This window comes from Paenibacillus sp. GYB006 (genome assembly GCF_036577645.1).
Taxonomy (GTDB): domain Bacteria; phylum Bacillota; class Bacilli; order Paenibacillales; family Paenibacillaceae; genus Paenibacillus.
Genome location: NZ_JARBDA010000030.1, coordinates 1 through 11,505, shown reverse-complemented (window position 1 = coordinate 11,505; position 11,505 = coordinate 1). Strand labels below are relative to the sequence as shown.

At 37.8% G+C, this 11,505-nt stretch carries 9 protein-coding genes, 14 tRNA genes and 2 pseudogenes; 1 reads left to right on the top strand and 24 read right to left on the bottom strand.

Annotated elements, in window-relative coordinates; translation table 11 throughout:
• Nucleotides 1-270 precede the first annotated feature (270 nt).
• The 3 genes from PV403_RS24460 to PV403_RS24450 form a co-directional block, all read right to left on the bottom strand.
• On the bottom strand, nt 271-474 hold the full coding sequence (locus PV403_RS24460) for a hypothetical protein (protein WP_332086245.1): 204 nt from the start codon (nt 472-474) through the stop codon (nt 271-273).
• 47 nt (nt 475-521) lie between these two features.
• Entirely contained in the window at nt 522-785 is a 264-nt protein-coding gene (locus tag PV403_RS24455; protein WP_332086243.1) for a hypothetical protein, read from the bottom strand.
• Nucleotides 786-1,086: 301 nt separating this feature from the next.
• Nucleotides 1,087-1,563 carry a DUF6843 domain-containing protein gene (locus PV403_RS24450; protein WP_273230695.1) on the bottom strand — a complete coding sequence of 159 codons (477 nt, stop codon included), beginning with the start codon at nt 1,561-1,563 and terminating at the stop codon, nt 1,087-1,089.
• A gap of 125 nt (nt 1,564-1,688) precedes the next feature.
• Here PV403_RS24450 and PV403_RS24445 point away from each other — a divergent pair, with 125 nt between their 5' ends.
• The gene (locus PV403_RS24445) at nt 1,689-2,297 is read left to right on the top strand and encodes a DUF3238 domain-containing protein (protein WP_213536205.1); all 609 of its coding nucleotides are present in this window, start codon (nt 1,689-1,691) and stop codon (nt 2,295-2,297) included.
• Between the two features lie 758 nt (nt 2,298-3,055).
• Here the strand turns inward: PV403_RS24445 and PV403_RS24440 are convergent.
• From PV403_RS24440 to PV403_RS24340, 21 genes and pseudogenes are all read right to left on the bottom strand, one after another.
• A pseudogene (locus tag PV403_RS24440) lies at nt 3,056-3,707 on the bottom strand (HAD family hydrolase).
• 373 nt (nt 3,708-4,080) lie between these two features.
• Nucleotides 4,081-5,393 (bottom strand): annotated as a pseudogene (locus tag PV403_RS24435) (IS3 family transposase).
• 90 nt (nt 5,394-5,483) lie between these two features.
• Entirely contained in the window at nt 5,484-5,903 is a 420-nt protein-coding gene (locus PV403_RS24430; protein ID WP_332086240.1) for a helix-turn-helix domain-containing protein, read from the bottom strand.
• A gap of 74 nt (nt 5,904-5,977) precedes the next feature.
• Nucleotides 5,978-6,424 (bottom strand): hypothetical protein, encoded by a 447-nt coding sequence (locus tag PV403_RS24425; protein ID WP_332086239.1) that lies wholly within the window; start codon nt 6,422-6,424, stop codon nt 5,978-5,980.
• 2 nt (nt 6,425-6,426) lie between these two features.
• Complete coding sequence (locus PV403_RS24420) at nt 6,427-7,269, bottom strand: hypothetical protein (protein WP_332086238.1); 843 nt, start codon at nt 7,267-7,269, stop codon at nt 6,427-6,429.
• Nucleotides 7,270-7,280: 11 nt separating this feature from the next.
• Nucleotides 7,281-7,916 carry a hypothetical protein gene (locus tag PV403_RS24415; RefSeq protein ID WP_332086237.1) on the bottom strand — a complete coding sequence of 212 codons (636 nt, stop codon included), beginning with the start codon at nt 7,914-7,916 and terminating at the stop codon, nt 7,281-7,283.
• Between the two features lie 900 nt (nt 7,917-8,816).
• Nucleotides 8,817-9,290, bottom strand: coding sequence for an IS200/IS605 family transposase (tnpA, locus tag PV403_RS24410; protein WP_332086236.1), 474 nt, complete (start codon nt 9,288-9,290; stop codon nt 8,817-8,819).
• A gap of 700 nt (nt 9,291-9,990) precedes the next feature.
• Nucleotides 9,991-10,063: transfer RNA gene (locus tag PV403_RS24405), tRNA-Pro, on the bottom strand.
• Between the two features lie 106 nt (nt 10,064-10,169).
• Nucleotides 10,170-10,246, bottom strand: a tRNA-Arg gene (locus PV403_RS24400).
• Between the two features lie 10 nt (nt 10,247-10,256).
• Nucleotides 10,257-10,342: transfer RNA gene (locus PV403_RS24395), tRNA-Leu, on the bottom strand.
• Between the two features lie 13 nt (nt 10,343-10,355).
• A tRNA-Cys gene (locus tag PV403_RS24390) sits at nt 10,356-10,426 on the bottom strand.
• Between the two features lie 58 nt (nt 10,427-10,484).
• Nucleotides 10,485-10,565, bottom strand: a tRNA-Leu gene (locus PV403_RS24385).
• Nucleotides 10,566-10,572: 7 nt separating this feature from the next.
• Nucleotides 10,573-10,648 (bottom strand) — tRNA-Lys (locus tag PV403_RS24380).
• Nucleotides 10,649-10,657: 9 nt separating this feature from the next.
• A tRNA-Gln gene (locus tag PV403_RS24375) sits at nt 10,658-10,732 on the bottom strand.
• A gap of 20 nt (nt 10,733-10,752) precedes the next feature.
• Nucleotides 10,753-10,828, bottom strand: a tRNA-His gene (locus PV403_RS24370).
• Nucleotides 10,829-10,857: 29 nt separating this feature from the next.
• Nucleotides 10,858-10,940: transfer RNA gene (locus PV403_RS24365), tRNA-Tyr, on the bottom strand.
• 9 nt (nt 10,941-10,949) lie between these two features.
• Nucleotides 10,950-11,025: transfer RNA gene (locus PV403_RS24360), tRNA-Thr, on the bottom strand.
• Between the two features lie 11 nt (nt 11,026-11,036).
• Nucleotides 11,037-11,112 (bottom strand) — tRNA-Phe (locus PV403_RS24355).
• Between the two features lie 17 nt (nt 11,113-11,129).
• Nucleotides 11,130-11,206 (bottom strand) — tRNA-Asp (locus PV403_RS24350).
• A 91-nt stretch (nt 11,207-11,297) separates the two neighbouring features.
• Nucleotides 11,298-11,373, bottom strand: a tRNA-Val gene (locus PV403_RS24345).
• An 8-nt stretch (nt 11,374-11,381) separates the two neighbouring features.
• Nucleotides 11,382-11,453 (bottom strand) — tRNA-Glu (locus PV403_RS24340).
• Between the last annotated feature and the right edge of the window lie 52 nt (nt 11,454-11,505).

Below are 11,505 nucleotides of genomic sequence, written 5' to 3'. Positions count from 1 at the left end.
AGCAGAGAAGTAAGTCAATATAAAAGAAATAGATCACTTCCTATTCAAAAACTAAACAGGAAGTGATCTATTTTGTTTTGAGAAACAATTACTAATTTAAAAGCGCAACTTTTTCAGTGGCCTCGTACTGTACAGGAATCATCTTTAGATGTGGATTAATTCTTTTTAATAAGGGCTCCAGATAGCAGTATAGAATGTTTTTTCATGATGTCTATTCTAGGTTTTGTCTTTTTAAAAACATTACGAAACGAATATGAGAACAAGAGGAACTTAATTTCGAATGATTACGATAATAGCATTAATAATAAACACAAAAGCAGTCGTTCCGAGAGTGCTAATAAGAATCTTTGCAACTGGAATACCTTTATTCTTACTAGTAAGAATAAAGGTATTCGCTACAAGCATAATAAAAAGTATACCGATGATACTGTAGCTTTTAACATATAAGAAATCCTGAATATCAAGCTCTGCCAAATTAACCCCTCCGCTGCCAATTATGCTTTGATATCCCGTTTGTATAATTAGATACCTACAGTCCATGTTTTATAAGTTACACTTCCGGAAGGACTGATTGTGAACCGTGTACGATAGTGCCATGTATTATCTTTTCCTGTCTTGCTTAGATAAACAATAACTTCTTTTGTTCCCGCTGGAGGTACTGGAGCGTTAATAACATCCCCCCAGAGTGGTACTTGATTTGAAACCATCCAAGAACCTGCAGTGAGTGACCAGTTCGTATATGGAAAAGGTTTTTGATTTCTCGCTTTATCCATAAGTTTAGACATATAAGGTACTTTCCCGGAAACTTTATAAGTAAGGTATGTTCCGTATCCATTTGAGAAAGTTTGAACGAATTTCCCTAAAGCAGCGTTAAAAAAACTTTGAGTTGCTTGTTCTTGATAATAGTAAAGGTCTGGTCGTATGTTCTTATTTTATCACAAAAAAACATATTTTAACAGTTGGTAAATTTCAAGTATGTATAAAATGGTCTGAAAATTGAAATCCTTTGCTTTTATTTATAACATTGTTAATTAAAAAAGAGCAGCGTACATATCGCGCTGCTCTTGCTTTAGTTAATAATGTTGTTTACTTTGTTTGTTCCATTTCGTCTTCTGGATAAACTTCTTTGTAGTTCTTCATCAAACTCTTGTCCCCTACAAAAAAGGACTCGACAACAGGAAGAGCTTCGATAGTATATTCTACACCGTTCTTGACTCCGCCTCCTCCGTCCATCTTTCCTGCGCCCTTATTATGAATATCCTCTATTTGGTCAAGTTCCTTTACCTTATTTCCTTCTTCGTCTACATAAAAGTATCTGTCAGTAGAAGTACCATAAAAAGCATCTTTGTTAGATGTTTTAAGGATGCCATCCTCTCCAATTCGGAAGGTAGTTACTCCGTTCTCCTTCTTAATCTCTGGATACTCTGATTGATCGTATATGATATAAGCCCATCCAACGTAATCTTCTGGAATTAGAAATTCAAACTTTCCATTCGCCTTACTGCAACCTGCCGCAACGAAAACAAAACATATTGCCATAAAAAAAATAGATAACTTTTTCAAAAAAACCACCCTCTCTGGTTGTTAAAAGCCATTATAAAACTCCCCTATATATGAAGAGCTCGTTAGTAGAGTGACTTCATATACTAATCCTGCTCATAGCAGGAAAAAACACGGAGGTGCCTTACATGGCTATTTCATTTGCTGTTCGTATTATCTCATTTATTTCAGAAGCTTGGGTAAACTCACCTTTTGATCCCCCAAGTCCTGCTTACAAAGTAGATTTCAAAGGTGACAATCGAACGTTCTCTAAAGACATGGAAAATGCTTCATACCGTACGGTTCAACAAATTAATTTCAAATTCGATAACAACTCAGGCGATTGGAACAAATATGCTAAAACAGGGATAACTACTGAAAGACTTACAAACAGAAACACCGGAAAAGTTACCTATTCAACTGGCCAAGCTAGCGTATCTGGCATAACAGCCAAGCTCGATGCTTCTCATCTTCTCGGAGAAAATAGTGATTGGATCAGAGTCCTTTGTGAAGGAGCCGTTGCCGATCCGTTAATTGGTGTTGCCCCAGCGGTAAACTATAAGTTCTATGTTTATGCCAATAAACAAGGGAAAATCGAACTCGAAGGTATGCACGATGGATATCCTAGCTTTGAAGTCTATGCTCAGGTAAATGGAGGTACATGGCAAAATATTTATTTATTTGAAGAACAGACAGTGGCGAGCCTATTCCCTCCTATGGAGATTAAAGGCGTTTATAAAACAAGATACATTATCTAATAAGTCCTGAAGTAACGTTAGGACATACGATAAGCTAGCCCCTTGTCGTATGTCTTTTTTATATTGTCGTCATCTGGTATCGTTTGCTTACAATTTTTTCCACCAACGTCTTCATGTACATTTTATCAGAATTTCGACTCAAAAGTCCATGAGAGATTCATAGGCGCTGCAGGTTATTCGCGATGGTATCCATCACATTCATCATATCCAGCTCCAATTGATTGCACCTCGCATCTTCTGTATAATAAAGCAAAATAATAAGGCAAGGGCGGGTATACAGTCAGTTGTATCAAGCCCTGCTACAGCAGAAGTAATCCATCAACTTGTCAGAGTTGGGGTGGATTACTTCTTTTTTGCGTCTTTAAGGATTTTCGCCATCACTTTCATCAAAGTGACTGCAAACGTCGCCCCTGCAATAAATCAAGTAATTTTATCATCCATATTATCACCCGTCTTGCGTTAAACCCTATTGCTATAAAACTTAAAATTAATGATAATATTGAAAATGTAATGCTAAGTACAGTAAATAAAAACATTGATAAGAATGCAATTATTCCAAAAATATATGAGACTTGAATTATGCCCAAGTTCGTTTCCCTTTGATCTTTCATGGGTACCTCACACCTAACCTCAAAAATATATCCTTATGTTACCATATTTGAACTAAATTTCTTCGTTAGTTGATCGAACTTTTATAAGTGTAGTGGTTCAATCTTCATTGTTGACCTTCTAAATACTAACGTCATATTTTTTCTTATCTACTGTAGTAATAGTGTCTTCAGCTCAATCAAATCGTTTATAACGATGTCAGCCTGAGTAAGTTCATCGCTTTGTGCAAAATCAAAATTACATCCTATGGCAACCAAACCGTTGTCTTTTGCTGCATTTATATCTGATAGGCGGTCTCCCACTACTGCTGCATTAGTAATCCCATATTTTACGATAATACTTCTGACTAAGTCCGACTTGTTCAAAGATTCAATTTGTTGAATACTAAAGGTCTCAGTAACCCAATTATCCAAGTTATAATGACTCACAATTGCATTTAGATATTCTTTTAAACCATTACTTGCTATGTAAATTGAACAATTATTTTCTTTTAAATGAGTGAAAATTTCCTTTACGTTTGGATATAAAGCACCTTTCCCAAATCGTATATTCTTTATTAACACTTCCAGAAAGTAAGCATCCGTCTCTTTTCTTACTTCATCAGAATGATTGGGTAATAATGCTTCCCAAACTTTTGGTAAAGGCACTCCCATAATTTCACGGTATTTTTCAATAGGCGTTGCTCTATCCCATTCATTTAGTGACCTTAGACGATCAAAAGCATCTTCGAGTGATGTCTCTAATATTTTTTTCTGTTTGAAATAATGTTCCATCCATATCAAAAATTAGTGATTGCGACATAGCTCCATCTCCCCTTTTCAAACTATATTATACATTTTTATACATATAAAAACACAGGTTATTGAACTAGCCTGCCGAATAGCTTAAAGAAAAAGCAACCGGTCGTATGAGCGGCTGCTTGTATGGTATGTTCTGATTAAATTAACGTTTTCTCGTAACGAGCCGGGATCATTTGCTAACTAGACTAGTTTCCTCAGTATCTCAATTAGTTAGCCTTATTCCGATCAGTTATATTATCTAATATCACTACTCACTCGGAGTCAGTGTACCAAGTGCTGGATGAAGCTGGACAACTTATTCTTGCTAAGTAAAATAAAATAAGATCCATTCACTTTGTAAACTGTACCCTTTGTAAAGGACACTTTAAAAAAAGCTAAGCCACTTGAAGGAGATGCTGTCTGTATTTTGCAGGCGGCATCTTCTTTAGGTTCCACTGTCCACGATAATGATTGTAATAGAGCATATAACTTCTCACTTCACGTTTCACATCGTGTAAGGTCTCACAGGTCTTTAAATCGATCTCATCTTTTAAATGTCCAAAGAAAGATTCTTGTGGTGCATTATCCCAACAGTTTCCCCGGCGTGACATAGATTGTCCTAATTTCATTTTCTTTACCAACTTTTGAAACTGGGGATTTGTGTAGTGGAATCCTTGATCTGAATGAATAAATGCATCTTTCACAAAGTGCGAATGATTGCGTTTTAATTGGCGTAGCGTATTTAAAGCAATATCTAGAGTGATCTTATCAGATACTTCATAGGCTAAAATCTCATTCGTTTCGGCATCTTTTATCGTCGACAAATACGCACGTTTACCGTGGGCGTAGGATAAGTAAGTGATGTCCGTTAATAATACCTTGCCTGCAACACCTTGTTTAAACTGGCGCTGCAAGAGGTTTGGACATGTACGATGTTCGTGCGTCGCTTTCGCCATCCGACGATAAGGATTCGCTTTTCGGATCGGACAAAATATATTGAATTTCTTCATGATGCGACGAATTCGTTTTAAGTTGTAAATGATATGATAAATTTGACGAGCACCTTTCTTTCTTCGACGGAAATGATAAGCTCTTAAAATGATATCTCTTACTTTTTCATCTGCTTTATTGCGTACTCTAAGCTTTCGTACTGACTTTTCGTGGAAATAATTATAGTAGCCAGAACGAGATACACCGATCGTTTTACACAAATAGTGTACCAAGCGACTTAGCTGATATTTTTCAATGGTCTGACGAATTAATTCATACTTCTGTTTTGTTACGAGTTTGATTTCTTCTTCAACATCTCCCTTTCGAGTAGATCGAGCTTTTTTAAAAGTTCATTCTCAGCCTGTAATAGTCGATTTTTTGCTTCTAGTCGTAAAATCTTTTCTTCTAAACTTAATTCTCACCCTAAGGGGCGACCAGAGTTTGTTTTTCTTGTATCCTGCAGTCCTTTATCTCCGTGTTCACGATAAGCCACACGCCAACGTTTTCCTGCAGAATGGATGCGGTTTATGCCGATTATTTCAGCGTCTAAGCCAGCTTCTTCAAAAATAGTTCTGGGTAACTTTCCATTCTTATTTTCATTAATAAAGAGTCGTTTAAACTCATCTGTATACGTGATCGCTTTGTTGCTAACAGATCGGACATGAGGATTACGCTTTAGTTGGGCTTGTTCTTTTTCCGTAAATAATCGTTTGGTCATCTTTATTCGCTCTGATGTTTTTTCTTATTATAAACAAAAGTACCCCACAGGATAGACTTTTTTCAAAGTGTCTATTCTGTAGGGTACAGTTTATTGTGCAATTTCAATACGTTCTTCGTAAGTCGTTTTCCGTCCTTTATTCATATGAGGGGATCCCATCCTTTTCGGAGTTGGTTTCATTTTCGCCCCTTCAGTATACTTGGAAATCCAGCTCTCTAACACAGATTTACTCGAAATATAGTACTTTTTCACCACTGATCGTACAGAGTGTTCACCAGAAAGTGCATCTTGTATCGCCGCCAGTCGTAACTCTTTGGAGTAAGCTTTCCAACCTTTCGATTTTTTTAAACCTTCCACTCCACCTGCTTGATATTTTCTTATCCATTCGGTAACCGTGCTTTTATGGATCCCCAGTTGTTTTGCCTCGTAGTTGGGATTGGATTCATGCTGCAGGCAACGTCTTACAACCTGAATCTTAATTTCATATGGAATTGGGCTTCTTTTAGACATTACAAAAACTCCCATCATGATAGAGGTAGAAGTTTTGTTTTTTCTACTGTCTACTATGATGGGAGCGTATCACTCTAGCTTTTGATACTTGCATTTAATTTTTCTAAATTTTCGACTTCCTTACTCAACTCATTTGATATATTATGAATAAAATCATCTGTCCCTATTTCATTCATATTCAGAAGATTCCACAATTGAGTAATTGCCTCATCACGTTTGATAAAACTATCTTCTTTCATATTATCAGAAAAATGATGAAGTAAGCGGAAGAATTCATAGTAATCCTTAATATTTATTATTTGTGATTCAATATAATAATAACTATTACTCTCGTTATTATTAAGATTCTCGACTTCTTGTTTTATTATCTTGGCATTCTCAATAATCTTTAAGTAGTAATCCTCAGACGCTAGCTGTATCTCAGTGTCAATGCGATCTTTTTGATTTTTTGTTAAAATGGAAAAAATCAAGGATAATAAACTTATTCCTACTAGCAGATAAACAAATATTTTTTTCAGCAAAATTAACTACCACCTATTGTATGTGTTAGACTCGCTTTCCCCGTTTTAACAGAGTAAACCAAACCATGACCGTATTCATCCGCATCTTTCATATCATAAAGTGCATCAGCTGCTGCTGTCAATTTACCAGTTTGCCCAGATCCCAGTATGTACTTATAACCAAAATAAGTTCCTAGACCAGAAGCAGTCGCATTCTTAGTTGTTACGCCAGTTTGAGTGTTTAATATACCGTTATAATATTTATCTCCGTCTTTGTAACTTATACTTCCTGGCAGTTCTGATTTAGGTCCAGAGAGCAGTCCGTTTGAAAAAGTTATACTAGCTTCCTTATTATTATCTGTGATTTTATGTGTAATTTGGGCTTTCATGGAACCAGATAAAGCTTTTGATGTTTGATAAGCAGCATTTAACCAAACATTTGTAGAGAATAACCAGTCCAAGGCAGGAATATCTCTCCAACCAACAGATTCTTTTGGGAGTATTTGTGTTTCATCCACCAATAGTGTTATATTGTCAGGGCTTCCGAATCTAACTCTAACATAGTTGAGGGTCGTTGCGTTGGCGTCGTAATAATTACGTACAACTTCTTCTCTTGTCCAGACTCTTATTCTTTCTTTACCAGTAGAGCGCTGATCATACGTTGTTGCGACTGATAATACAATACTAGATTTTCCAGTGTCTATAGGCTTCCCACTTCCTTGTATTTCCATTACAGGACTGTATGCTGCACCTTTATAATAATATTTTTCTGCGGCTTGAGTACTTGAAACATTAGTGAAGCCAAAAATAATTGTCATAGATAACAAAGATAGAGTAATTTTTTTAATTTTTTTAATTTTTTTCATGATTTCACTCCTTATTTACCTGCTCTTATTTCGTCTATTTTAGTAAGTTCATCCCAAGTTAAAAATGCTTCTCCATAAGGCAACAAAACATTACTATTTGTATCCATCTCACCGAGAGTAATAGAGAGGTCGATCTTTTCATTTTCAGGTTCATATCTAATAGACAGTGCTCCTTCACCAATGCCACCGTCGATGTCTACAAACATGGATCCTACATAAACAGTTCTACCATCAAATATAACTTCGTCAAGTTTTCCGTTAGCCTCAAAATTATAGTCCTTGTCTAGATGAAGCATTCCCGATATCTCTGCCGGAATAAACGTTAGCTTACTATTAAATTCCTCTTTATTGTCTTCATCCATTTCAATATTAACTTTAATTTGATCTGATTCAATTGCCGTCTCACGACTTGTTGAGTTGAGAGTGCTTAATAGTGATTTAGATGCATACTGCGAATAAAACGCATCATTTCCACTCATTATTGGTTTATCTTTAAAATGATCTAAAGTAGTAACATTAATTCCCATTTCTAGATTGTCCTCTTCAGCTCCGCTTGATGCCCCCATTATTAGTACTCCAATACCAATAGAAGCAATTACGAGGATAGCACCAATGCTAATTCCCCACTTCCTACCTTTTAATTTCATATAATTCCCTCCAATACAATTTTAGACCTTAGAAAAAACAGGCAAAGTTAATAATAAACTAATATTAATGTAATAATCAATAGTAATAATTAAATAAAGTTAATATTATTAGTATTTTAGCAATCAATATAAATAAAAAAGAAGCTAAACTGTAGCTTCTTTTTTATTTATATGTTAATTGATGGTAAACTTCCTAATAAGTAAAAAATAAAGGCAAATTATACTTGTTAACAAGTATAATTTTAATAAGATCTGAATTAATTTACGAAATCCTTAAACTCTTTTGTCATTAATTAATTCAACACCTTCAATTATCTCCTTATTTTTAATTTCTACAGTCAATGTTTTTTTATAATAATTTAACTTCTGAAAATTTTTATTCTAAATATATCAGGCACTTTAGACGGATCTGTATAACTCAAGCTACACTATTTTGAATGGATACTTTAAATAAACCAGGCTACTTTTTTTGTTGCTTCATCTCTTTAGTACTATGTATTAGTTCTAGCTTCACCAATAACTATTAATATGTTTCATTTGTACATACGTAAACGAATACGTTTACGTAAATAGAAATAAATAACCCCTTAGATGAGAAAATCATCTTTAAAGTCTTTTTAGTGCCATGTGCACCATGTCGTATGGAAAGTCCTGGTGATATCCCTATTGTATTATGGCCGCAGAAGTACCACGCTCCAGCTACAGCCAAAAAAGGACAACTCGAATAGTCACTACTTGTTCTCTGGTAAGTATAGTAATAATCAGGACCACCCGTAAAACGGGTGGTTTGTACTTGGGGTATAACCCGTTGTCGCCAAACTGCGCCTAAAGACGCTAGCCTGACCATAAATCTGTTCAGGCTCAGTGTTATTTGTCACTTTCACTTACCAGTTAAACTGGTTATTTCTTTTTTGTTCTGTTACCGATGAATGGATCTTCGTACTCTTTTACACTCAGTTTATCCACTGCTTGGTCATGTGCTTCTTGTTCTCGAATGTATTTTCGTACCGTCGCTTCATTTAAGCCCACCGTACTTACATAATATCCTTCTGCCCAGAATTTTCGATTCCCGTATTTGTATTTTAGTTGGGCATGTTTCTCAAAGATCATTAGAGAACTTTTACCTTTTAGATATCCCATGAATGATGAGACTGCAATTTTGGGTGGGATTGCTACCAACATGTGCACATGGTCTGGCATCATGTGACCTTCTATGATTTCTACTCCTTTGTACTTACATAAACGTTTGAATATTTCAATTAGATCTTTTCTTACTTGATTATAGATCTCTTTCCGTCTATACTTCGGGGTGAATACAATGTGGTATTTGCACATCCACTTTGTGTGAGCTAGGCTGTAGCTCTTGTTTGCCATCTAAGACCATTCCTTTCTTTGAGCCTGAACATCTCAATTCTATCGGAATGGTCTTAGTGGTCAAACCTTTGATTGTTCCACCCGCATAGCGGGTGGTTTTTTGTTTCGCGCGTTTCACGCACTCAACTGGCTAAAGCCATAATAAAAAAAGGAGGACTTCGGTCCTCGCTTACAAACACTCATTTGTCAACATATGAAAGTTGAAACTATGTTTACTTTTCTATTAGCAGGAATGCTTACTTCCGTGTTACCTAGCTTACAATATAGCATCTACAAGACCTGAAAATAATGAAAACTAATTCATATATTAACATTCTAAGTTCATGTAAACTGCCGAATAGCTTAAAGAAAATGCAACCGGTCGTGTGAGCGGCTGCTTGTATGTTCTTATTAAATTAACGTTTTCTCGTAACGAGCCGGGATCATTTGCTAACTAGACTAGTTTCCTCAGTATCTCAATTAGTTAGCCTTATTCCGAATAGTTATATTATCTGATACCAAGCTGATAGCGTGGGTTCGATTCCCATCACCCGCTTCTTTAAAAAAAGAGATCCATTCGCCAAATAAAATGTACCCTTTGTAAAGGACATTTTAAAAGTGAATGGATCTTCTTTTATTTTACTTAGCAAGAATAAGTTGTCCAGCTTGATCCAGCACAAAGGCTGAAGTTCTACCATTGAACTACACCCGCATATAACAATCGGGATGACACGATTTGACATGTGACCCCCTGGTCCCAAACCAGGTGCTCTACCAAGCTGAGCTACATCCCGTAATATATGATGCCGGCCGTTGTGGAATCAACCCCCCACGATTTCCCTCACGAATTTGAGTCGCGCGCGTCTGCCAATTCTGCCACACCGGCTGATTTAATTAAAATGGCGCGCCCTAAGAGATTCGAACTCCTGACCTTTTGATTCGTAGTCAAACGCTCTATCCAGCTGAGCTAAGGGCGCAGGCTAAAAATGCGGAAGACCAGACTTGAACTGGTACGATAGTCACCTATCGCAGGATTTTAAGTCCTGTGCGTCTGCCGATTCCGCCACTCCCGCTTAAAATAGATGAAGGCGCCACCCAGATTTGAACTGGGGATCAAGCTTTTGCAGAGCTATGCCTTACCACTTGGCTATGGCGCCGAATGATGGAGCGGACTACGGGAAGCGAACCCGCTGAGCCACGTCCGCAATAAAAGGATGCGCGTGAAGGGACTCGAACCCCCACGTCAAAGACGCTAGATCCTAAGTCTAGTGCGTCTGCCAATTCCGCCACACGCGCATAATAATGGTGAGCCATGAAGGACTCGAACCTTCGACACCCTGATTAAAAGTCAGGTGCTCTACCAACTGAGCTAATGGCTCTTACTAAAATGGCTGGGGATATAGGATTCGAACCTATGCATGACGGAGTCAAAGTCCGTTGCCTTACCGCTTGGCTAATCCCCAATAGTGATAAGGTTTAAAAATGGGGCGATCGATGGGACTTGAACCCACGAATGCCGGAGCCACAATCCGGTGCGTTAACCCCTTCGCCACGACCGCCATAACAAAATTCTATAAAACAAATCTGATGGAGGATGATGGATTCGAACCACCGAACCCGTAAGGGAGCAGATTTACAGTCTGATGCGTTTGGCCACTTCGCTAATCCTCCATATAGAAATGGTGCCGGCGAGAGGACTTGAACCCCCAACCTACTGATTACAAGTCAGTTGCTCTACCAGTTGAGCTACACCGGCTAACTTATAAGTGGTGGCTCGGGACGGAATCGAACCGCCGACACGAGGATTTTCAGTCCTCTGCTCTACCGACTGAGCTACCGAGCCTTACTTTAGAATAAAAATGGCGGAACTGACGGGATTCGAACCCGCGATCTCCTGCGTGACAGGCAGGCATGTTAGGCCTCTACACCACAGTTCCAGGTACTCTAGTTGCGGCAGGATTTGAATCTGCGACCTTCGGATTATGAGCTAGGCATGCTACAGAGCTGCTCCATCCCGCGATATTTATATGGTGGAGATTGAGGGGATCGAACCCCCGACCCTCTGCTTGTAAGGCAGATGCTCTCCCAGCTGAGCTAAATCTCCATATTAAGTGACCCGTAGGGGATTCGAACCCCTGTTACCTCCGTGAAAGGGAGGTGTCTTAACCCCTTGACCAACGGGCCGCTGGCTCCCCGAACAGGACTCGAACCTGTGACAACTCGATTAACAGTCGAG

What these genes read in the sequence shown, in the direction of transcription:
- PV403_RS24430 (WP_332086240.1), bottom strand. Translation starts at nt 5,903, where the DNA reads ATGTCTAAAAGAAGCCCAATTCCATATGAAATTAAGATTCAGGTTGTA.
- tnpA (WP_332086236.1), bottom strand. Translation starts at nt 9,290, where the DNA reads ATGGCAAACAAGAGCTACAGCCTAGCTCACACAAAGTGGATGTGCAAA.
- PV403_RS24455 (WP_332086243.1), bottom strand. Translation starts at nt 785, where the DNA reads ATGTCTAAACTTATGGATAAAGCGAGAAATCAAAAACCTTTTCCATAT.
- PV403_RS24420 (WP_332086238.1), bottom strand. Translation starts at nt 7,269, where the DNA reads ATGAAAAAAATTAAAAAAATTAAAAAAATTACTCTATCTTTGTTATCT.
- PV403_RS24415 (WP_332086237.1), bottom strand. Translation starts at nt 7,916, where the DNA reads ATGAAATTAAAAGGTAGGAAGTGGGGAATTAGCATTGGTGCTATCCTC.
- PV403_RS24445 (WP_213536205.1), top strand. Translation starts at nt 1,689, where the DNA reads ATGGCTATTTCATTTGCTGTTCGTATTATCTCATTTATTTCAGAAGCT.